Genomic DNA, 22049 nt, shown 5'->3' with positions numbered 1-22049 from the left:
GGGCTTTTTCGGTAAGATGAGAGGAAATGAGAGGTGAGGACATTGAATATCTGGCACGACATTGAACCGGAGCGCGTGAGCCCGGAGTGCTTTGAATGCGTCATTGAGATTCCAAAGGGCAGCAAGGTCAAATATGAGCTCGACAAACAGACGGGGCTCTTGAAGATGGATCGTATTCTGTATACGTCCACGCACTACCCGTCAAACTACGGCTTTATTCCGCGCACCTACGCCGACGACTATGACCCGCTTGATGTGCTGGTGCTCTGTTCGGAATCGGTGGTGCCGCTGACGCTGATCAAGTGCTACCCCATTGGGGTGATGACCATGATTGACAACGGCCGAAACGACGAAAAGATCATTGCCATTCCGTTTGGCGACCCCATGTACAACGGCTACACAGACATCAGCGAGCTGCCAAAGCACATCTTCGAGGAGATGCGCCACTTCTTCAAGGTCTATAAGGCGCTCGAAAACAAAGAGACGGCCGTTGATGAAGTCAGAGGCCTTGAGTCGGCAGTGGCGGTCATTGAGCAGGCGCTCGAGAACTACCGGCTTCAGTTTGCCGAATAAAAAAAGAAAAGAGCGTGTGGATGTTCCACTCGCTCTTTTTTATTCCTCAACAACTTCGATAATCTCGATTTGAGCTCTCTCCAAATGAGAAAACAGATGCTTTCCGGCGGCTTCCCGGTCACCGGCGAGAATGGCTTTGAGGATGTCGATGTGTTCCCTTTTGGCGGCCATGGTATTGACGTGCTTCCCGCCGTAGATGCCGATGCTGAACAGCGCGTCCATATGCTCGTACTCGTCGATGAGAAACTTATTCTCAGAGGCGTAGACCAACAGTTTGTGAATCTTGCTGTCGAGCAGTTCGAGCGTTGCACGGTTGTCAGTGCTCTCGAGCAGATCCAGAAGAGAAGCCGCAGCCCCAAGATCAATGCGGTCAAAAAAATTGGTGATGCAGTAAAGCTCAAACATTTTGCGAACATCAATGATCTGCTTGACCTCTTGAACACTGTATTTTCTGACAAAAAAGCCGACTCGCTCGCGGTTGACCACGAGCCCGTTGGTCGTAAGCTGTTGCAGCGCGTTTCGCACCGGCATGACGCTCACGCCGTTTGCCTCGGCGATGCCGCGCGTGTCAATCTTATCGCCGGGCTTGAGTTTCCGGCTTAAAATATCCTGACGGATCAGGCTGTAAATCTGTTTGCTGACGCTGTCGGTATTGATTTGCATGATACACCCACCTCACCCTTGTCACTGAGTATTATAAAGGAAATTATGGGAGAATTCAACAGTTGGTGGGTCGGGGGTCAGAATGCCTCGCGATTGATCCACAGGCCGAGCGCCGGATTTGGAATGTAGAAGATCTCCTCCCCGTCGGGCAGGGTGTTGAAACCATAGGTGAGAGCGGCGGGGTCGTAACGTTGCACTGTCTCGTTGTAGTCCGCCGATCCGTAGCCGACGCTCTCCACCTCCCGCCGGGTGATGTTCTGCACGGCATAGGTGATGTGAAAGCGTCCGTCCGAAGAGCCGTGGATCAGATGGGCGGCGGCACTGAGATTTTCGCTGAGATCGGAGTTTTCCATCTGTTTCAGTATGCGCTCGCGCCCGCAGTAGCCGTATTTGCGGATGAGCCGGTCGTTTTCGGCGTCCTCCCCGAACTGGCGCACACCGGGGGCCAGAACCAGCAGCTCTCCGCCGTCGGCGATGGCCATGCGCGTACGGTAGACTGATTTGTTGCCGAGCCAGGTGCTGTGAAATTCACCGGGATCGAGGTAGACCACGCACTTTTTGATGCCGTGTTCGACAAAGATGATGTTTTTTTGCTCGGCGAGAGCAACGGCGCTCTCAAATACGCCGCGCCCCTCGCCGATGAACAGGCCGTGGGTGTGGATGTCGTCGCCGTCGGCGGTGCAGACGGTGAGAATGTAGCAAACGGGGAGACTGTCAAGGCAATGCTCGAGCGCATAGTCAAAAAGTCTGCGTACGGGTGTACGGTCACGGCCCATGATGCGCTCCATTCCATAGACGGCGCCGAGAATGTGGCTTTTGTTGATCATCTCGCTGCCGCCGACGCCGACGAACAGATTCTTTGAGTGATTTGCCATGCCGACAATTTCGTGGGGAACCACCTGGCCCACGGAGAGAATCAGCTCGTACTTCGCGTCGAGAAGCCGACGGTTGATCTCCACGGCAATGTCTCCGCTGCACAGACCCTCGGAGATCTCCGAGACGAACGAGGAGGGGACACTGCCGACTTTGCACACATCGGTACGCCAGTTGTGCACAAGAAAGCGCTCGTGTGGGATGTCACCGTACATCTCATCCATCTCGGCGGCGGTCATCGGGGTGTGGGTGCCGAGCGCGGGCATAATGTCGACCTCACAGCCGCTCTGCGTAAGATGATGATAGAGCAGATTGGTAATCAGCCCCGCGTTGGAGTGGCGCCGTGTGATATCGGGCGGAATAATCAGAACGTGGGAGAGCGAACGCCCGCGCAGCGACTGCAGCAGGGCGTCTTCAATGGCAGCGGCCGAGAGGCCGCTGCCTGTTTTGGCAATGAGACAGATGTCCATATTTGTATCCTCTCAAACCGTGTAGGACTGCGCGGAGGTTGAGCCGCCCTCGCCGGTCCAGTTGGTATGGAAGAATTCGCCGCGTGGGCGGTCGATCCGCTCATAGGTGTGCGCGCCAAAGTAGTCGCGCTGGGCCTGAAGCAGATTTGCCGGCAGCCGCTCGCAGGTATAGCCGTCAAAATAGCTCAGTGCCGAGGTCATGGCGGGGGCGGGAACTCCACTCGAGACAGCCGCCGCCGCGACTCTGCGCCAGGCGGGTAGATACTGCTCGAGCGCCTGCTTGAAATAGGGGTCGAGAATCAGATTCGCAAGGTCACCGCGGCGGTCGTAGGCCTGTTTGATCCTGTCGAGAAAAGCTGAGCGGATGATGCAGCCGCCGCGCCACATGAGCGCAATGCTGCCGTAGTTGAGATTCCACCCATAGGTGCCCGCCGCTGCACGCATCAATGCGAAGCCCTGGGCGTAGGAGATGATTTTGGCGGCGTAGAGCGCACCGCGAACATCCTCAATGAAAGCGGTGCGATCGCCCTGGTAGGGAAGCACATTGCGGCCAAAGACCTCTGCAGCCTCAGTTCGCTCCTGCTTCATCGCCGACAGGCAGCGTGCAAAAACGGCCTCGCCGATGAGCGTCAGCGGTACGCCCTCGTCAAGCGCAGCGATGCCGGTCCACTTACCGGTGCCCTTTTGACCGGCAGCGTCGAGTATGCTGTCGACCAGATGGGAGCCGTTGGCCTCGCGGTACTGAAAGATACTGCCGGTGATCTCAATGAGGTAGCTGTCGAGCTCAGTCTTGTTCCACTCGGTGAACACGGCGCTCAGCTCGTCGTTCGAGAGACCTGCGAGGTCGCGCAGAAGCTGATAGGCCTCGCAGATGAGCTGCATGTCGCCGTACTCGATGCCGTTGTGCACCATTTTGACAAAGTGACCCGCGCCGTTTTCCCCGACCCAGTCGCAGCAGGGACTGTCGCCGGCTCGGGCGCAGATGGCCTGGAGAATGGGCTTGACATGTTCCCATGCGGCGGGGCTGCCGCCCGGCATGATGGAGGGCCCCTTGAGCGCCCCCTCCTCGCCGCCGGAAACGCCCATGCCGACATAGAGAAGTCCCTTTGCCTCAAGCTGGGCGCAGCGACGCATGGTATCGGGGAAGTGGGAGTTTCCGCCGTCGATGACAATGTCGCCCGCCTCGAGGTAGGGCAGCAGCTTTTCGATGGTCTCGTCTACAGGCGAGCCGGCCTTGACCATGAGAAAAATTTTGCGCGGGCGTGAAACGCTTGCGGCGAGCTCCTCAAGGCTGTGAGTTGCGATGATGTTTTTGCCCGCGGCGCGACCGCCGACAAACTGATCCACCCGTGAGACGGAGCGATTGTATACCGCTACGCAAAAGCCCCTCGACTCCATGTTCATCACGAGATTCTCTCCCATTACGGCAAGCCCGATCAGGCCGATATCCGCTTTTTTCATCACAAATCCTCCCTTATGTAAAATTTCAGATTTCAGTATTTGGCTTGATTATCCTATAATCAAAGGGAAATGTCAACCATATTTTTTCTGAGGGTGGAATAGGAATTGTTTGATAAATTTGTAACATAAACTAATTTTGTTGGATATTAAAATCCGATTATTCGTCATTATTGCCATAATAAATGGAATTTTTTGAGCGAATATGCCCGTTGACAAAAAGGTTGCAAATCAATAACATGAATACATAATGTGAAATCTGAAATTTTACAATTGGACGTGAGGGACGTCCAAAAAAGAAACGAAAAAGGAGCAAAACTATGAAAAAACTATTGGCGATTCTTCTGGCACTCGCGATGGTGTTCTCCCTTGCGGCGTGCAGCAACAACAGCGACAACCCGCCCACCTCGGGAGACAATCAGGGCACAGACGACCCACAGGGCGGCGGAGAGGTCACACCGCTGAAAATTGTCTACTGCGGTTACTCGCTCAGCGGCGAGAGCGGTGACAGAGCGAAAGGTGTTCTCGAGATTGCAAGAGATCAGATCAACGCCGCGGGCGGCGTGAACGGCGTGCCGGTTGAGGTGGAATTCATCGACGGCGGCGCAGACCAGCAGGCTTACATTGACGCCTACCTCAAGGCGGTTGAAGTCGACGGTGTGAGCGCGATCATCGGCACATTCTTCAGCCAGTATGCTCTGGCCTGCGCAGACTACGCCAACGAGGCGAAGATTCCCACGTTTAACGTGGCCACGAACTTTGAAATGGCTGAGGCCTGCGATTACTACTACACCAACCGCTGCGTTGACACCGCGTTTTCCAACGTCATGGCGCAGATTGCCATTGACAACGGCGTCACAAACCCGGTAACGCTCTTCTACAACACCTCAAACGGCTACAACGACAGCGCCTTTATGAAAGCCTATATGGAAAAAGAGGGCTACACGGTCGCTGAGGAAATTGCGTTTGACAACACCAACACCACCGACTACACTTCCATCGTCCTGCAGGCGATGAACGTCAAGGACTCCGACGGCATTCTGCTGCACGCGACGGCGAACACCGACGGCCAGTCGATCATCACGCTTCTGCACGAGTACGATTACAAATTCCCGATTGTCTCAAACTCGAATCTGTTTGCCGACAGTTTTGTCGCCAACACCGGTGCGGAGCCCGTTGAGGGTCTGCTCGGCTTTGCGGAGTATGCGACCACGCTCGACCGCCCGGAGATTGCGGCATTTGAAAAGATGCTCCAAGACGGCGGCTTTAAGTATGATACCACCGGTTGGGCTGATGCCTCGTTTTACGATGACTTCTGCCTGATTGTTGAGGCGGCGAAGATCGCCGGCGCCAACGACAAGGATTCCGTCAACGAGGGCCTCAAGCAGATCAAGGGTCTCAAGGGCGTCATGACAGACTACAGCTACCACGACGATCACTCGTTTGCAGACAACATCTATCTTGCGACCTACACAGACGGCAAGGTTGACATTTCTGAGACTCTCGACGTTGTTCACTGATTCAAAGGCGGTTTACGCAGAGAGACCAAACAGTCTCTCTGCGTAAATTCCGCAACTCAAAGGGGGCTTACCAGTGGCACTGTTTTTACAGCAGACTATGACGGGGCTCTCCGTCGGACTTGTCTACGCGACGGTCGCGATGGGGCTGATGCTCCTGCTGCGCGCAGCGGGCGTCATGAACTTTGCGCAGGGCAATCTCCTGGCGATGGGCGGCTACATCGGCTTTGCGTTTATGGAGAAGCTCAAGCTCTCCAACGGCGTGCTGATGGTTCTGCTCGGTATCGCTGTTTTTATTCTGGTGGGATGTATCTTCTGCGGGCTCTGCTTTTTCCCGTTTAAGCGCTCGAAGTGGCCGCAGGCCATGATGATCTGCACACTCGGCGCCGGCACCGTGATCAACGAGCTCTGCCTGCGCCTTGTCACAACGGAGACCAAGGCGCTCGCGCCTATCATACCCGGTTCTTTTTCCATCGGCGGCTTTGTCATCCGCTATCAGTATCTGTTCATCTTCGGCGCAATGATTCTGATGATGACGGGTCTGTTCTTTCTCTTTGACAAAATGTACTGCGGGCGCGTCATGTCGGCGGCCGCGCAGAACAAATATGCGGCGGATCTGCTTGGCATCCCAACAAATTTGACGACAATTGTCACCTTTTGCCTCGTGGTGTGCATGGTCGGCTTCTCGGGCTGGCTGCTCGCGCCGATCTACTATGTCAGCGCATCGATGGCAACATTCCAGGCGAGAGCGTTTGCGAGCATTGTCATCGGCGGCTTCGGAAACTTGAAAGGTGCGATTGTCGGCGGTGTGGTCGTCGGGCTGATTGAGGCCTACAGCACATACTTCACCACGACCTACAAGGACGTGGTAGTCTTCGGCGCCCTGCTTTTGATGCTCTTCTTCCGCCCGACCGGAATTTTGAAATCAGCGACAGCCGCTGAGAAAGCGTAGGTGAAACCATGAGGAAAAAAACTGCGCTGAGTCTGTCAAAAGTTGCTCTCGGCCTGGCACTGGTCGCGGCGCTGACTGCCTTTTGCAACGCCGCGCTCAAAAACTCACAGGTCAACATCATCAACACCGCACTGATTTTCTTTTTCTGTGTCAGCGGCCAGTATCTGTTGCTGGGGCTGGGCGGCATGCTCAGCATGTGCTCAGTGACCTTTCTGGGGACGGGTGCGTTTTTCTGTGCCTTTCTCAACACGAAAGTCGGTGTGCCGATCATTCCCGCTATGCTCGCGGGGGCGGTGGCGACTATGCTCATCGCGCTGATTCTCGGTCTGCTTCTGCTCAAACTCAGCGGTCCGTACTTCATGTTTGGCACAATGGGCGTCATCTACATCGGAACCTCTGTGTTTCAGAATTTTACCGCTTTCACCGGCGGACCAAACGGCACGAGCGGCATTGAGAAGCTCACTCTCTTCGGCTACCGCTTCGGTACATTCAAAGCCTGGGTTCCTCTGCTGGGTGTGTTGGCAGTGGTTTTGATCGCAATTCTCTACCGCATCAAAAACACCTCTTTCGGCCGCAGCCTGATGGCGGTGCGCGACGATACGACGGCGGCGGTCGCGATGGGCGTCAACGTCTACCGCACAAAGGTCATCGCTTTTACCTTTGCGGGGCTGCTCGCCGGTCTTGGCGGCGCGCTCTACGCGGTGCACAATGGGACCATCAGCGCCTCGCTGTTCACCTTTGGAACCCAGACAAAATTCATCATCATGCTGATGCTCGGCGGCGTCATGAGCCCCGTCGGCGCACTCTGCGGCACGGTGATGGTCAACTTCCTGCCTGAAATTGCGCGGTCTTTCGACCAGTACCTGAATCTGATCTACGGCATCATGATCATTATCCTGATGATCTTCATGCCAATGGGGCTTGCGGGTCTGATCAAGGCAATTTCAGCACGAATCCGGCACCGGCTGAAAAAACGCCACGCCCAGCCGGAACAAACAGAGCGAAAGGAGGCCGACGAACATGCCATGCTGTCTTAAAGTAGAGGATCTCTCCATCGCATTCGGCGGCCTGAAAGCGGCGCAGGACATCTCCTTTGAGGTGAACGCCGGTGAGATTTTAGGCCTCATCGGCCCGAACGGCGCGGGTAAGACCACGACGCTCAACCTCATCAGCGGTCTGTACAGAGCCGATAAGGGAAGCGTCTTTCTCGCGGGTGAAGACGTCACGGCGCTGCGCGGCTTTGAGCGCTCGCGCAAGGGACTCGGGCGAACTTTCCAGACCCCGCGCTTTCTCAAGCGCTCCACCGTTGCCGACAACATGAAGCTCGGAAAGGACCTTGCGGACCAGAAGGGCTTTGTGCGCTCATTCTTCGGCAGACAGAGCTCCGACTTCGACAGGGAGATCGGCGAGCTGCTCGAAATCGCGGGCTTTTCCGTCGATTGGGACAGCGACATGGACTCGCTGCCCTACGGCCAGCAGAAGCGCCTTGAAATCGTGCGGGCTCTGCTGTCCCACCCGAAAGTGCTGCTCGTCGACGAGCCGGCGGCCGGTCTCAATGCAAAGGAACTTGAAAAGTCAGTAGAGCTGCTCAAGTACGCGGCGCGAAAGGGCGTCGGCATCGTGCTCATCGAGCACCAGATGGATATGATCATGAACGTGTGTCACCGGATCGTCGTGCTCAATTTCGGGAGCATCATCGCCACGGGAACACCGGAGGAGATCTCCTCAAACGACGCGGTCATCGAGGCCTATCTGGGGAGGAATTGATATGCTTAAAATCAGGAATCTGCACGCCTATTACGGCGCAATAGAGGCGCTCAAGGGCGTCGACCTCGAGGTGCCGGACGGCAAGATGTGCTGCATCATCGGCGCAAACGGCGCGGGCAAGACCACGCTGCTCAAGTCCATCAGCGGGATGGTGCGCCACAGCGGCGAAATCCTCTGGAACGACCAGGACATCACAAAAGCCGGCCCCGGCAAGGTCAACAAGGCAGGCATCATCCATGTGCCGGAGGGGCGCCTCACATTCCCGGGGCTGACAGTCTACCAGAATCTTGAGGTGGGAACCATCAGCTGGCACGGCTTTATCAGCAACAAGAAGTACGACAAAGAAATTGAGGAGGTCTTCACCCTCTTTCCGAAGCTGCGCGAGCGCCGCGACCAGATGGCGTGGAGTCTCTCAGGCGGCGAGCAGCAGATGCTCGCCATCGGCCGGGGCCTGATGGGCCGGCCGAAGCTGCTGATGCTCGACGAGCCCTCAATGGGCTTGGCGCCGCTGATTGTGGAGGAGCTCTTCAAGAAGATCGTGGAGATCAACAAGCTCGGCATCTCGGTTCTGCTCATTGAGCAGAACGCGCGCCTCGCGCTCAAGGTGTCCGACTACGCCTACATCTTAGAGCAGGGGCAGATCAAATTCCACGGGGAGTCGCAGGCGCTGAGCAACGATCCCCGCCTGATCAGCGCCTATCTCGGCAGCTTTAAAAAGGAGGAGCGGCATGGCGTTTCTGCAGATCAAGACGTTCTCCAAAGCGCTACGTAAAAAGACCGACATTCAAATCATCCTGCCCACACCCCTCGCAGGCGAAGCCAAGGGCGGGGTTCTTGCGACCAACTTTGAGCGAAACAAATACAGCGGAAACGGTCTCGACTACTACGCCGACGGGCTCAAGTGCCCGGTGCTCTATCTGCTGCACGGAACCTACGGCGACGATGGGGACTGGATGCGCTTCTCGCGCATCGAGAGTTACGCGCAGAATTACAACCTCTGCGTGGTCATGGCGGACGCCGAAAACAGCAGCTACCGCAACATGCCGCGCGGCGGCCCGCGGTACTACGACTACTTCACCGACGAGCTGCCGACGATGATCAAGTGGATGTTTCCCGTCTCCGACCGGCGGGAGGACACCTTTATCGCCGGTCTCTCGATGGGCGGTATGGGGGCCTTTAAGCTCGGCATGAGCAAGCCTGAGATGTACGGCTGTGTCGCAAGTCTCTCGGGCGGCTTTCTGCAGGCGCAGGAGAACGTCGACAACGGCGACTGTGTCTGGGCGCCGGCCTTTGCGCCGGATGAGCAGACCGAGGGCACCATCGACGACAACTGCTGGCTCGCGTCGCAGCTCGTCGAAAAGAAGATCGACTACCCGAAATTTTACATGTCCTGCGGCACGGAGGATTACATCTACCCGAAGAATACAGAGCTCAAGGAGCACCTCGACCGCATCGGATTCCGCTATGACTACCACGAGCAGCCGGGCGTTCACAACTGGGATTTCTGGGACGGGGAGATTCTGCGTGTGCTCGAGTGGTTGCCCTTGCAGCACCGCTAAAGGAGGATAATATGGCATTCATACAGCTCAAGACATTTTCTAAGACACTTCGCACAAAGACCGACATACAGGTCATTCTGCCGACGCCTCTCGCGGGCGAGATCATGGACGGGGCGATGTCGTCACAGTTTGAGCGCTCGAAGATGAGCGGCCACGGGCTCGATTACTATTCGCCCGAACTCAAGTGTCCGGTGCTCTATCTGCTGCACGGAACCTACGGTGACGACGGAGACTGGATGCGCTTCTCGCGCATCGAGAGCTACGCGCAGAATTACAATCTCTGCGTAGTCATGCCGGATGCTGAGAACAGCTGCTACCGCAACATGCCGCGCGGCGGCCCGCAGTACTACGACTATTTCACAGAGGAACTGCCCGAGATGATCAAGTGGATGTTCCCGGTTTCGACCCGGCGGGAGGACACTTTCATCGCAGGCCTTTCGATGGGCGGCGCGGGGGCGTTTAAGCTCGGCATGAGCAAGCCTGAGATGTACGGCTACGTCGCAAGCCTCTCGGGCGGCTTCGGCAAGTCGATGGAGAAGGCGACAAGTGATGACAGCGTCTGGTCCATGGCGTTTGAGCCGGGCGAAAAAACCGAGGGCACCATCGACGACAGCTGCTGGCTTGCGTCGCAGCTCGTCGAGAAGAAGATCGACTACCCGAAGTTTTACATGTGCTGCGGCACGGAGGACTTCGTCTATCCTTCGAATACGCAGTTTAAAGAGCATCTCGACCGCATCGGTTTCCGCTACGACTACCACGAGCAGCCGGGCGTTCACAACTGGGACTTCTGGGACGACGAGATTCAGCGCATTCTCGAGTGGCTGCCCCTGCAGCACCGCTGAGGAGGAAAATCATGGCGTTTTTGCAGCTCAAGACTTTCTCAAAGACCCTGCGAAAGAAGACTGACATCCAGGTCATTCTGCCGACGCCTCTCGCGGGCGAGATCATGGATGGGGCGATGTCGTCCCAGTTTGAGCGCTCGAAGATGAGCGGTCACGGGCTCGACTACTATTCGGAGGAACTGCGCTGCCCGGTGCTCTACCTGCTACACGGCGGCTACGGCGACGACGGCGACTGGATGCGCTTTTCGCGCATCGAGAGCTATGCGCAGAATTACAACCTCTGTGTGGTCATGGCGGACGCCGAGAACAGCTGCTATCGCAATATGCCGCGCGGCGGCCCGCAGTACTACGACTACTTCACCAAAGAGCTCCCCGAGATGATCCGGTGGATGTTCCCGGTCTCAACCCGGCGGGAGGACACCTTTGTCGTCGGTCTTTCAATGGGCGGCGCGGGAGCATTCAAGCTCGGCATGAGCAAGCCTGAGATGTACGGCTATGTCGCAAGTCTTTCGGGCGGCTTTGGCCACGGGCTGACCATGGCCCGCGAAGGTGGCCCGAGTGCGCTTGCCTTTGCGCCCGACGAGAGAACCGAGGGCACTCTTGACGACCCGCTCTGGCTCTCTGCGCAGTTGGTCGAAAAGGGAGTCGACTATCCAAAGTACTACATGTGCTGCGGCACGGAGGACTTCGTCTACCCGGGCAACGTCGAGCTCAAAGAGCATCTTGACCGCATCGGATTTCACTACATCTACCACGAGCAGCCCGGCGTCCACAACTGGGACTTCTGGGACGACGAGATTCAGCGTATCCTCGAGTGGCTGCCGCTTCAACACCGCTGACCCGGGCGCTGTGCGCGGCGGGATAACAGCCCCGCCCGCCGCGCACAGCGCTACTTTTTTCTCCACACGCCGCCGGGCGCCGCCCTCAAGAGGACGCCCGGCGCGGGAGTGGGAGACTGGAGCAATGATATGAAAATTTTAGTGACGCCCCGCTCCTTTGCCAGGGGCGACGACAGGCCGCTTGCGCTTCTGCACGAGGCGGGCTGCGAGGTGGTGCGAAATCCGTTCGGCGCCATCATGACAAAGGAACAGATGTGTCAAGCCATTCGCGACTGCGACGGTGTGATCATCGGGGTGGACCCGCTGGACCGTGAGGTCATCGAGGCGGCCCCAAAGCTCAAGGCCATTGCAAAATACGGCGTCGGGGTGGACAATATCGACCTTGACTACGCCGAGGCGCGCGCGATTCGTGTCTCGGTCACGCGCGGTGCGAACAGCAACTCGGTCGCCGACTATACCTTTTCACTGCTGCTCGCAGCGGCGCGGGGCGTTCCGATGGCTGACGCGCGCTGCCGGCGGCATCGGTGGGAGCGGGTGCAGGGTGTCGACGTCTTTCAAAAGACCATCGGCATTTTGGGCCTTGGCGCCATCGGCAGAGGCGTGGCGGCCCGCGCCAGGGGGTTTGACATGCGGGTGCTCGCCTACGACCTCTATTGGGACGAAGAGTACGCCCAAAAACAGGGCATTACATACGCGCCGCCCGAGCGCATCTACGCCGAGGCGGATTTTATCACGCTGCATCTGCCGCTCACGCCCGAGACCGAGCACATGGTTGACGCAGCGGCGTTTGAGAGCATGAAGCCCACGGCAGTGTTGGTCAACACGGCCCGCGGCGGCCTTGTGGATGAGGCGGCTCTTGTCGCGGCGCTGCAAAGCGGCCGAATTTTTGCCGCCGGTGTTGACGTCTTTTGCGAAGAGCCGCCGGCGAACCCGGCGCTCTATGAACTGGAAAATCTTGTGATGAGCGCGCACTGCGCGGCAGCCTCTCCGAGTGCCGCCGCACAGATGAGCCTCTTCGCCGCGCAGAACCTGCTCAGAGACCTGAATGTTCGCAATCTAGTACACAGTTGAGGTGATAGTATGCTGGTTTTGGCGCTTGAATCGAGCACAAGCTCAGCAAAGGGAATGCTGTACGACTCCGAGAGGGGAATTGTTGGGGTCGAACAGATGAAGTATGACGCGGCGGACTGCGCCATCGGTTCTATGGACACCGAGGGCGCCTTTCGCGCAACGATGAAGATCGGCCGCAAGCTGGCGGCAGGCCGGGAGATCGCAGCAATTGCCCTCGGCGGCATCTGGCACAGTATCGCGGTGTGCGACGCCGCGCTCAATCCCGTGACTCCGACTTACACCTGGGAGTTTGCGGGAGCAGCGCAGATCTGCGCCGACATCCGCTGCGACGAAGCATTTTCCCAAGAGCTCTACCGCCGCACAGGGTGCATGCCCCACTACTGCTACCCGCGGCACACACTTCAATATCTCAAGGAGCAGGGCCTTGATTTGAGCGACAAGCTCTTTGTCACACAGGGGGCCTATCACTTCTACCGAATGACTGGACAGTTCTGCGAGACGGTGAGCACGCAGTGTGGAACCGGCGTCGTCAACATCCACACGCTGGACTACGACGAGGATACCCTTGGCTATCTGGGACTGCGCCGTGAGCAGTTCGGCCGGCTTGTGAACTATCGGGACGTGAGTGCCCTGAGCGAACAGGCGGCCGGCATGCTCGGTCTGAAGCCCGGTATCCCTGTGGTTCCCGCCCATCCGGACGGCGCACTCAACCAGATCGGAAACTATGCGAACTTTGCCGGGCAGATGACCCTCTCGGTCGGCACCAGCGCCGCGCTTCGCACCGTGGCAGACCGGCCGACTTTCGGAAGCCGGAATCAGCTCTGGTGCTACTACGGCGTCAACAGCTGGGTCTCTGGTGCAGCCATCTCAGGCGCCTGCAACTGTCTCAACTGGTTTTCCAACACCTGCCTGGGAGGCACACACACTCTCGCGGAGCTCGACGCCATGGCGGATGGGGTGCGTGAGACGCCGGTGTTTTTGCCCTTTCTCTTTGGCGAGCGCTGTCCCGGCTGGCAAAACGGCGCGCGCGCCGGCTTCTATGACTTGCGTCCTGAGCACACGCTCGGCAGTCTCTACCGGGCCATTGAGATGGGTGTGCTATTCAACCTGCGCCAGTGCTATGACGCGGTACTCGGCGAGAACGGAGAGCCCGAAAACATCATTGTCTCAGGGGGTATCACCAATTCCGCCCAGTGGACACAGATGCTCGCCGACATTCTCGGGCGGGAACTTCGGGTGGTATCGAACCCCGATGCCTCCTGCGCGGGCGCAGTGGCACTCGCGCTGCATACGGTGGGGTGCCTTGAGGACATCAACGGTTTCAAAGCCGATTTTGAACTTTCAAGAACCGTGGAGCCGAACGAGAAAATGTTCGACTACTACCGCCAGCAGTACGACAGATACCTTGCGGAATATGCAAAGATGGGAGAGGAGTTCACAGTATGTGCAGTGAAATAGAGAAAATTCGCGACTGCGGCATCGTTCCGGTAATCGCCCTCGATGACGCGGCTGCGGCCGTGCCGGTGGCGCGGGCGCTTCTCGCCGGGGGAATCACCGTGGCTGAGATTACCTTTCGCACTGCCGCCGCCGAGCAGGCAATTGCCAACATCGCGAAAGAGGTACCCGAAATGGCGCTCGGCGCGGGGACGGTGCTCAACTGCGAGCAGGCGCAGCGCGCGCTCGACGCGGGCGCCCGGTTCCTCGTGAGCCCCGGATTCAACCCGCGGGTGGTGGAGTTCGCGCTCGAACAGGGGGCACTTATTGTCCCGGGCACATCGGGCCCGAGCGAGATGGAACAGGCAATGAGCTACGGACTGACGACGGTGAAGTTTTTCCCCGCCGAGCAGAGCGGTGGTGTCGGAAAGCTCCGGGCGATCTCGGCGGTCTATCCGGAACTCATGGTCATGCCGACCGGAGGCATCGGCGAGAACAACCTCACGGAGTATCTGGCGCTGAAAAACGTCATCGCCTGCGGGGGGAGCTGGATGGTAAAAAAAGAGCTCATCGCCGCCGGAAATTTTGCGGAAATCACACGGCTGTCGGCGCAGGCCGTACGCCGGGCGCTGGACTTCAGGCTGAGCCGCGTGCTTCTGTACGCCGGTGCGGCGGACGGCGCATCACAGGTGTTCCGTGAAACGCTCGGGCTGCCGCTGGAGTTCGACAGCCGGCAGGCGGATGTTCCCGGTCGCCTTGAGGTTGCAACTCTCTCTCTTGGTCGGGCGGGCGCCTTTTTGAAGAGAAAGGGCGTCGCGTTTCGCACGGGGGACAGAGAGCTGCTTCTTGACAACCCGATTCAGGGTTTTGAGGTGGCAATTTTTCAGGCGTAAAAATAGCTATGGACAAAGCGGGGCGGCTGTGATAAATTCTCTGGGCTGGAGCTGTGTTTATGAAGCTTCGCTTCGCTCACTGTAAAAAGCAAATAGGGCGGGATGCTTCCCGCCCTATTTTTTTAATTCTATTTTTCCATTTTCCCGCTCGAATTCAAGGATTCTCTTTTTGATCAACTGCTCAATTTCCCTGTTCTTGGAACGGCCTTCCGACTCAGCAATGTAGGCAATTTTATCGAGCAGGACTGGATTGATCCGTAGCGTATATCGTGGTAAATTGTCTTTCACTGCGCGCCACCTCTGCTGCATATTGACTTAATTTTAGCGCGTATTATAGATGTAAAAATGACGCATAAATGACGCAATATTTGCGCTGGAAGGTGCGCTAGTGGAAAGGTTTCTGGAAGAGCTGTTCTATGGCAGGGTATACCCTTTTGAAAGAGAATTTCATCAAAATCCGGAGCGCTTGAACAGAGAGGATAAGCTCCTGTCAATGTTACATGGGTAAGAGCGACAACTGCTTTTGGAACTTCTGGAGAGGATGGAGGAAGAAGCCGGTGTAATGGAGCTGGAATGCTTTATCAGGGGAGTAAAAATTGGTTTTGCAATGAACTGGATGAGGAGTAAGAGAGCCCGCACAGCCGTGCGGGCTCTCTTTATTCTGCTCAGGGCCGCCGCCAGTCGAAAGGGCGCAGCAGCTCAGGCAGGCTTTCGATGATGTCAGTTGCGGTCATGCCGTACTGGGACAGGCGCGCCGCCGCGAGGTCTCCGGCAGCGCCGTGGCAGAAGACCGCAGCGCGCGCCGCCTCGGCGGCGTCGAGACCGGCCGCGAGAAAGGCGCCGGTGACGCCCGAGAGCACGTCGCCGCTGCCGGCTGTGGCGAGTCCGGGGTTGCCCGAGTCGTTGACGCTGACCGAACCGTCGGGAGCCGCCACGATGGTGCCAGGCCCCTTGAGAACCAGAACTGCGCTGTTGTCCGCCGCATAGCGGACAGCGGCGGACACCGGGTCGGCCTCGATCTCACCGACGGTGAGACCGGTGAGCCGTGAGAATTCGACGATGTGAGGCGTCAGTACGGTCGGCGCTGTGCGCCGCAGGGGCGCGCCGCCGAGAGCATTGAGCCCGTCTGCATCGAGCATAAGAGGCTTCTGCAGGGCGAGGACGGCCTCCAGCGCGGCGCGCACGCCCGGCGTACGGCCAAGGCCTGGGCCGAAGAGCACCGCGCTGTTTCGACCGGCGGCCTCGCGCAGAAGCGGGACGGCTCTCTCATCGAGAAAGCCCTGAGCGTCACAGGGCAGCGGCAGCGCAACCGCTTCGGGCAGTCGGACCCGCGCCGCCGCGAGTACCGGTTCGGGTGCGGCCAGCGTCACATAGCCGCAGCCGCTGCGAAGAGCGGAACCCGCCGCCATGAGCGCGGCGCCCGCCATGCGCTCACTTCCCGCGACAATGAGCAGCTTGCCGCGCGAGCCCTTGTGCTCGAGTGGACCGAGACGGGGCAGGGCCCGCAGAAAGGCTGCGCGGTCATAGGGGAGGAGCATGGAATGCTCCCCCTCGAGAAGCGCGGCGGGAATGCCGATGTCACGCACCACGACCCGGCCGCAGGCCGACCGGGCCGGATAGAGCCGGTGCAGGGGCTTCTCACAGGCAAAGGTCACGGTGAGCTCGGCGCGAAACGTCGGCTCGCTGACCGCGCCCGTGTCGCACACGGCGCCGCTCGGCAGATCGACCGCAATGCGGCAGGCGGGCGAGGCGTTCGCCCAGCGGATGGCATCCGCTGCGGCGCCGCGCGGCGCGCCCGCGCTGCCGGTGCCGAGCATGGCGTCGACAATCACATCCTGCGCGCCGGGAGTGGGCAGCTCAGCGCCAAATTCCCGCCAGCTGAGGGTGGAGCAGCCGCTCTCGGCGAGGCGCTGCGCCATGAGCGCGGCGTCACCGGAGGGCTGTCTGCCGCCCGTTGTCACAGCGAGAGCGGCTGCGCCCGCCTCGTGCAGAAGCCTTGCGACGACATAGCCGTCGCCGCCGTTGTTGCCGCCGCCACAGAGAATGTAATAGCGCCGCGCCCCGCTGATGGGGCGGTGGCGAAGCGTCTCTTCAAAGACCGCACGGCCCGCATGTTCCATCAGCAGCTCTCCAGGAATGCCGCTGTCAATGGCGCGGGCGTCAACGGCGCGCATCTGCGCGCCGGTCAGAATTCGGGTCATGGGATCACCTCCACAGTCAGTTTACCAAAATTGGGGCCGGTTGAACAGGGAAAAATACTTTGAGAATCAAAATAGTATTGACAGAAAAAAACAAAAATGTTAAAATATTTTTACTTTGAACTTCAAACTATCTGATGAAAGGGGGCGACGGCATGCTCGGAGACAGCCACGCAAAGCTCAATTCCTTTCTGGTTCGGGTCTTCCATGACATTCTGCGTATCGAGGAGCAGAGCCTGTCAAAGGGCGAGTTTGGCGATCTGTCCATGCGGGAGATGCACATCATCGAATCCATCTGCGAGGCGGGCGAGCAGGGGGCGGACAACCGCACCACCGCCATAGCGCGCGAGCAGGGCATCACCAACGGCACATTGACCGTAGCAGTCAACAGCCTGGTCAAAAAGGGTTATGTGCGCCGCGCGCCCGACGAGCGCGACCGGCGCGTGGTGCGCCTGTACCCGACCGAGCGCGCGAGAGAGGCAAATGCGGCCCATGCGGTGTTCCACCACGACATGGTTTCGGCGGTGATTCACCGGCTCAGCGGCGACGAGGTGGAGACGCTGGTTCGCGCCCTCTCGGCCATCGAGAACTATTTTGAAGCCCAGAGAAAACACTGATTATCGGAGGACGACCACATATGGCAATCCAGATTATCACTGACAGCACCTGTGACCTCTCACCCGAGCAGGCGGCGGCTCTCGGCGTTACCGTCGTGCCGCTTCGGGTGCGTTTCGGCGAGCGAGAGTACATCGACGGAGTAGAACTGACAAAGGCGCAGTTTTATCAGCTTCTCTCCGAGAGCAGAGAGCTCCCCACTACTTCCCAGATTAACCCCGATGCCTTTGAGGCGCTCTTTCGCCAGGTGGTCGAGCGCGGCGACGAAGTGCTCGGCGTCTTCCTCTCGGGCGAGCTCTCGGGAACCTTTCAGTCGGCCGTCATAGCGCGCGAGCTTGTCGGGGCACAGCACATCCATCTGGTGGACTCGGGCAGTGTGACGCTGGGACTTGCGCTTCTACTCGAGCAGGCTGCTCATCTTCGCGACGAGGGGCAGAGCGCAAAACAGATTGCCGTCCGGCTCGAAGAGCTGCGCGGCCGGCTGTCGCTCTACGCGATGGTGGACACTCTCAAATACCTCAAAATGGGCGGCCGCCTTTCGGGAGGCGCTGCCGCCATCGGAGGGCTGCTCGGCATCAAACCGATTGTCACGGCTCTCGACGGTAAAATCGAGGCTGTGGCAAAGGCGCGCGGCAAGGCTGCTGCTCTCGCGTGGATTGCCGAGAAAGTCGCCGGGGAAAAGATGGATCCGGCGCTTGGCATCAGCTTTGCCCATTCGTGCAACCCCGAGCTGATGCACGAGCTGCGCGACCGCATCGAGCAGGTCTGCGAGCTGCCGTCTTCTTTTGCAGTGGAGATCGGCAGTGTTGTCGGCACACACGCGGGGCCTGGCTGCGTGGGCATCGCCTACTTCCGCGGGGAGTGAGTTCCCGGTAGGAGCCGACAGTCTTCATTCCCCACTTTTCGCCTGTTTTCGCGAAAAATAGCCGCTATTCTCGCCCTTTTTTGGTGAAATACTTGCGCTTTGGCCCAAAAAATAGGATAATAGAACCAATCTGAGCGATTTCTGGCAAAATCGCCGGCCCGTGGGCCGACACCGGAAGGGGATAGTCACATGAGCGAACAGACAAACTTCTTATCTTCGGTTAAGAGCGCGTTTCGCCGAAACGGCGAGCCGGAGAAAGAAATCCAATTTGAAACCACCGGTCATGAGCCGCAGGAGCAGGGCGCCGCGGCTGCCGAGGCCGACGCGCAGGTGCCTTACAGCACCGAGCCCGAATCGGCGGGCGATGTGATTCCGCTGCAGCCGCCCGAGATCACAAAAATTGCGCGGGGAACGACCGTCGTCGGCGAGATCCGTTCGGATGGCGACGTCGAAGTGGCGGGAAGTCTGCACGGCAATCTGGAGGCGCAGGGGAATGTGCGCGTGAGCGGCGAGGTCATCGGCGATACCCGCGGGCGCAACATTGATCTGACGGGCGCGAGCCACGAGGGAAATCTCAGCGCGTCTGGCGCCGTGAAGCTCGACAGCGCATCGACCCTCTATGGCGATGTTGCGGCGGAAAACCTTTTTTTGGAGGGGCGCGTCAAAGGGAACCTGGCGGTGCAAAACCGTGCAGCCATCGGGCCGGAGGCAGTGCTTCTGGGCAATCTCTCGGCAAAGCTCATCTCGGTCAGCGAGGGGGCAAAGCTGCGCGGAGATGTGCGCATTGAAAACGGCGAGACCGATTTTGAGGATCTGGCAAAGAAATAAGAGAAGAGAGAAAGAGACCGCTCCATTTCGGAGCGGTCTCTCTATTTCAGATATTTTTCAAAGAGATGCTTTCGGCCGGTCAGATCACAGAGCTGAAAGGCCATGTGTCCCGGGTGGTAGTTTCCTTCGACGAGCAGCGGCCCGTCGTGGTTGTAGGCGACATCCCACCCCACATAGCGCACTTCGGGACAGATTTTGGCCGCCTCGCGAACGAGTTCGAGCACTCTGTCCCACATTGGCATCTGAAACCCGCGAAACACTGCGCCCGTGACCGGGTGGGTCTCGCAGCGCTCCTCCCCGCGGGACATGGCGGAACTTATGATCACGCCGCTTACGGGGTCGATGTTGGCCGAGAAGCCGCCGGAGCTGACGTTGTCCACATCACCGTCTCGACCGCAGCGGAAAATGGCATAGGGAACGGCGATTTCATCCCCGTCGAGGATGGTCGCAATGCGCACGGTATTAACCGAAGTCGGGCAGAATGCCGAAAGCGCCGGGTGCTGGTCGATGAGCTCCTCGATGAGGTCGTATTTTTCCTCGCGCAGATACCGAACCAGAGCCTCTTCCCCGGAAAAGTCGCCGACGCTCAGGCGCTTTACTCCCTTGCCTCCAAAGGCAAAGTCCCGCTTGGCAAAGACGACGCCATGGCGCTGTAAAAACGCGAGAACTTCATTGTCGCCGCTGCCGGCGAGCAGCAGGCAGTCGCGGTGCAAATAGGGCGCAAATTCTCTGGCAAAGCGCGTCTTCGCCTCAAAGACAGGGCGATAGGCCACGTTGTTGAGCGCCTGAATGAGACGGTTGTTCTCGGTCAGCGTCAAAAAGGCCGCCCGCTGTGAGGCGTTCTTTTCGTAGAAGTGAAACAGATGGTAGTCGGAGAACGCACAGCCGTATTTGAGCATGCTCAAAAAGGTGTCGCAGGCCACGACCGGCGTGAGCCGGTGAGAGGCCCTGGCGTCGGCCCGGATGTTGGAAAAGGCGGCTTTGAAGTTGGTGTCGCCCACGCGGGAGAGCAGCACCTTGATTTTGTTTGACAAGACTCACACATCCAATCTCTGTTATCGGCCGAGCAGCTCCCGGCAGAGGAAATCCACGGTCTGTTTATAGAGCGTCTCGCGCAGGTCGGCATCCTCAAAGCCGTGGCCCACGCCCGGCAGTACGCAGAGCTCCGCCCGGCCGCCGAGCAGTTCGCAGTAGCGCTGTGATACACTCAGCGGCACGGATTGATCGCTGTCGCCGTGGACAATCTGGATGGGACCGCCGTAGCGTACCGCCTCAGAAAGAATGTCGCGTTCGCGCATATCGCGGCAGAAACCGGCGCCGACGCGCAGCCCTGCAGCGTTGACGCTGCCAAGTTGATCAATGTCGGTGACGTCGACACCGCCGACTTGCCCGCCGCGGGTTTTCTCGTCGATGGTCAGCGCCGGGGCCCAGAGGCTCAGCGCGCGAATCCCCTCTTCGCGCGAGGCGGTAACGGCCGCAACTGCACCGCCCATGCTCATACCGTGCAGCGCCACGCGGCTCTGGTCGACAAAGGGCATGGAGCGCACATAGTTTAAGATGACCGCGGCGTCGGCAAGCTCGCCGCCGAATGTCATATCCTCAAAGCGGCCGTCGCTCTCGCCGCTGCCCGCAAAGTCGAAGCGCACACTGCCGATACCCGCGCGGCTCAGGCGGCGGGAGAGCTCGGTGTGCATGAAGTACTTCTCATTGCGTTCGCCGCGAAAGCCGTGAAACAGAACGACAAAAGGGGTCTTTGCTCCGTCGTCCTCATCCGGCAAATGGAGCATGCCGCGAAGCACGAGGCCGTCGCGCGCGAGTTCCGCATAGTGTTCCATGGTGTCCCTCCTGGTGTCATTTTTCTTTATGATACCACATTTGCCACAAAGTGTATTCATTTTTTGTAAAATGCAGCCTGAAACGCAGGGAGCTCTCCCTCTGATGGATCCCGCCGTGATTGTTTTTTGATCGTGTGATTGAAAAAACGGGTGAAAGCAAGTAGAATGGTAAAAAGGAGGGAGTTCTATGGGAGAGGGAATCAAGTTTTGCACCGAGTGCGGAACACAGGTTGACAGAGATGCAAAGTTCTGTCCAAACTGCGGCGCCGCACAGGGGGGAAATGACAGCCGTATCGTACAGAGCGATGTGCGGGAGTATGCTCCAAATTATGGGGGCGAGACGCCGGTGCGCGCACGCAGCAGGGAAGCAGAGGCTGCGGTGACCTATGCGCCCGCCTACACGGATCCGACAGTCTCTGCGACGGCACCAGAGCAGCAGCCGTCCACAGAGGGAAAGAAGCTCAGCTACAGAGTTGTCGGTATTCTGGCCGCGGCCGTGCTTCTGATTTTGATGCTCTTTATCTGGAAACCCTTTGGGAAAGGCCACCCCATTGTTGGAAAATGGGAGCCGGTCTACGGAAACGGGTATATGGAATTTAAAAAAGATGGTGCGCTGGTCGTTTCCAGCGGCATGCGGTCTATCAAAGGGGGCTACAAAATCCTCTCGGAGGATCGCATACGGATCATTCCGCCGGCTGCCTACGATGAGGAGCCCGAGGATATGACGTTTTTTCTCGAGGGCGACACCCTCTACTTAGACGGCTCGATGTTTCAGAGAATATCCTGACTTTGCGGAA

General features: G+C 58.5%; 23 protein-coding genes. 16 read left to right on the top strand and 7 right to left on the bottom strand.

Features of this window, described 5'->3' with window-relative positions:
* The first annotated feature begins 42 nt into the window (after positions 1–42).
* Positions 43–573, top strand: coding sequence for an inorganic diphosphatase (locus H8695_RS05020; RefSeq protein WP_249300267.1), 531 nt, complete (start codon positions 43–45; stop codon positions 571–573).
* Between the two features lie 39 nt (positions 574–612).
* Here H8695_RS05020 and H8695_RS05015 read toward each other — a convergent pair whose 3' ends face one another.
* From H8695_RS05015 to gnd, 3 genes are all read right to left on the bottom strand, one after another.
* Positions 613–1236, bottom strand: a complete 624-nt coding sequence (locus tag H8695_RS05015; protein WP_249299807.1) for a GntR family transcriptional regulator — start codon at positions 1234–1236, stop codon at positions 613–615.
* A 77-nt stretch (positions 1237–1313) separates the two neighbouring features.
* Positions 1314–2579: a nickel-dependent putative hexonate epimerase gene (locus H8695_RS05010; RefSeq protein ID WP_249299806.1), complete on the bottom strand. Its 1266-nt coding sequence runs from the start codon at positions 2577–2579 to the stop codon at positions 1314–1316.
* Positions 2580–2591: 12 nt separating this feature from the next.
* Positions 2592–4040 carry a decarboxylating NADP(+)-dependent phosphogluconate dehydrogenase gene (gene gnd, locus H8695_RS05005; RefSeq protein ID WP_249299805.1) on the bottom strand — a complete coding sequence of 483 codons (1449 nt, stop codon included), beginning with the start codon at positions 4038–4040 and terminating at the stop codon, positions 2592–2594.
* A 317-nt stretch (positions 4041–4357) separates the two neighbouring features.
* Here gnd and H8695_RS05000 point away from each other — a divergent pair, with 317 nt between their 5' ends.
* From H8695_RS05000 to eda, 11 genes are all read left to right on the top strand, one after another.
* The gene (locus H8695_RS05000) at positions 4358–5557 is read left to right on the top strand and encodes an ABC transporter substrate-binding protein (RefSeq protein ID WP_249299804.1); all 1200 of its coding nucleotides are present in this window, start codon (positions 4358–4360) and stop codon (positions 5555–5557) included.
* A gap of 73 nt (positions 5558–5630) precedes the next feature.
* Positions 5631–6506, top strand: coding sequence for an ABC transporter permease subunit (locus H8695_RS04995; protein WP_249299803.1), 876 nt, complete (start codon positions 5631–5633; stop codon positions 6504–6506).
* Between the two features lie 8 nt (positions 6507–6514).
* Complete coding sequence (locus H8695_RS04990; protein ID WP_249299802.1) at positions 6515–7543, top strand: branched-chain amino acid ABC transporter permease; 1029 nt, start codon at positions 6515–6517, stop codon at positions 7541–7543.
* Positions 7527–8273: an ABC transporter ATP-binding protein gene (locus tag H8695_RS04985; RefSeq protein WP_249299801.1), complete on the top strand. Its 747-nt coding sequence runs from the start codon at positions 7527–7529 to the stop codon at positions 8271–8273. The genes H8695_RS04990 and H8695_RS04985 overlap by 17 nt, the downstream gene beginning before the upstream one ends.
* 1 nt (position 8274) lies before the next feature.
* Positions 8275–9045 carry an ABC transporter ATP-binding protein gene (locus tag H8695_RS04980; RefSeq protein ID WP_249299800.1) on the top strand — a complete coding sequence of 257 codons (771 nt, stop codon included), beginning with the start codon at positions 8275–8277 and terminating at the stop codon, positions 9043–9045.
* A complete protein-coding gene (locus tag H8695_RS04975; protein ID WP_249299799.1) occupies positions 9002–9832 on the top strand; it encodes an alpha/beta hydrolase in 831 nt (276 codons plus the stop codon). The genes H8695_RS04980 and H8695_RS04975 overlap by 44 nt, the downstream gene beginning before the upstream one ends.
* An 11-nt stretch (positions 9833–9843) precedes the next feature.
* The gene (locus H8695_RS04970; protein WP_249299798.1) at positions 9844–10674 is read left to right on the top strand and encodes an alpha/beta hydrolase; all 831 of its coding nucleotides are present in this window, start codon (positions 9844–9846) and stop codon (positions 10672–10674) included.
* An 11-nt stretch (positions 10675–10685) separates the two neighbouring features.
* Positions 10686–11513: an alpha/beta hydrolase gene (locus tag H8695_RS04965; RefSeq protein WP_249299797.1), complete on the top strand. Its 828-nt coding sequence runs from the start codon at positions 10686–10688 to the stop codon at positions 11511–11513.
* A 129-nt stretch (positions 11514–11642) separates the two neighbouring features.
* Positions 11643–12584: a phosphoglycerate dehydrogenase gene (locus H8695_RS04960; protein ID WP_249299796.1), complete on the top strand. Its 942-nt coding sequence runs from the start codon at positions 11643–11645 to the stop codon at positions 12582–12584.
* Between the two features lie 9 nt (positions 12585–12593).
* The gene (locus H8695_RS04955) at positions 12594–14042 is read left to right on the top strand and encodes a gluconokinase (protein WP_249299795.1); all 1449 of its coding nucleotides are present in this window, start codon (positions 12594–12596) and stop codon (positions 14040–14042) included.
* On the top strand, positions 14027–14911 hold the full coding sequence (gene eda, locus H8695_RS04950; protein ID WP_249299794.1) for a bifunctional 4-hydroxy-2-oxoglutarate aldolase/2-dehydro-3-deoxy-phosphogluconate aldolase: 885 nt from the start codon (positions 14027–14029) through the stop codon (positions 14909–14911). Before H8695_RS04955 ends, eda begins: the two co-directional genes overlap by 16 nt.
* Positions 14912–15025: 114 nt before the next feature.
* Here the strand turns inward: eda and H8695_RS04945 are convergent, their stop codons facing one another.
* Both H8695_RS04945 and H8695_RS04940 read right to left on the bottom strand, forming a co-directional pair.
* Complete coding sequence (locus H8695_RS04945; protein ID WP_249299793.1) at positions 15026–15199, bottom strand: Arc family DNA-binding protein; 174 nt, start codon at positions 15197–15199, stop codon at positions 15026–15028.
* Between the two features lie 377 nt (positions 15200–15576).
* Positions 15577–17112 carry an NAD(P)H-hydrate dehydratase gene (locus H8695_RS04940; RefSeq protein WP_249299792.1) on the bottom strand — a complete coding sequence of 512 codons (1536 nt, stop codon included), beginning with the start codon at positions 17110–17112 and terminating at the stop codon, positions 15577–15579.
* Between the two features lie 152 nt (positions 17113–17264).
* Between H8695_RS04940 and H8695_RS04935 the strand changes: the two genes are divergently transcribed.
* The 3 genes from H8695_RS04935 (at position 17265) to H8695_RS04925 (ending at position 19417) form a co-directional block, all read left to right on the top strand.
* A complete protein-coding gene (locus H8695_RS04935; protein ID WP_249299791.1) occupies positions 17265–17726 on the top strand; it encodes a MarR family winged helix-turn-helix transcriptional regulator in 462 nt (153 codons plus the stop codon).
* A gap of 20 nt (positions 17727–17746) precedes the next feature.
* A complete protein-coding gene (locus tag H8695_RS04930; protein WP_249299790.1) occupies positions 17747–18589 on the top strand; it encodes a DegV family protein in 843 nt (280 codons plus the stop codon).
* A gap of 189 nt (positions 18590–18778) precedes the next feature.
* Complete coding sequence (locus H8695_RS04925) at positions 18779–19417, top strand: bactofilin family protein (RefSeq protein ID WP_249299789.1); 639 nt, start codon at positions 18779–18781, stop codon at positions 19415–19417.
* A gap of 41 nt (positions 19418–19458) precedes the next feature.
* On the opposite strand, the gene H8695_RS04920 is transcribed toward H8695_RS04925, so the two are convergent.
* Positions 19459–20451 (bottom strand): sugar-transfer associated ATP-grasp domain-containing protein, encoded by a 993-nt coding sequence (locus tag H8695_RS04920; RefSeq protein WP_249299788.1) that lies wholly within the window; start codon positions 20449–20451, stop codon positions 19459–19461.
* A gap of 21 nt (positions 20452–20472) precedes the next feature.
* Complete coding sequence (locus H8695_RS04915; RefSeq protein ID WP_249299787.1) at positions 20473–21252, bottom strand: alpha/beta hydrolase family protein; 780 nt, start codon at positions 21250–21252, stop codon at positions 20473–20475.
* 187 nt (positions 21253–21439) lie between these two features.
* Between H8695_RS04915 and H8695_RS04910 the strand changes: the two genes are divergently transcribed.
* Positions 21440–22039: a zinc ribbon domain-containing protein gene (locus H8695_RS04910; RefSeq protein WP_249299786.1), complete on the top strand. Its 600-nt coding sequence runs from the start codon at positions 21440–21442 to the stop codon at positions 22037–22039.
* Positions 22040–22049 lie beyond the last annotated feature (10 nt).

Source organism: Feifania hominis, from assembly GCF_014384765.1.
GTDB lineage: Bacteria > Bacillota > Clostridia > Oscillospirales > Feifaniaceae > Feifania > Feifania hominis.
This window is presented reverse-complemented; position numbering and strand designations above follow the sequence as displayed.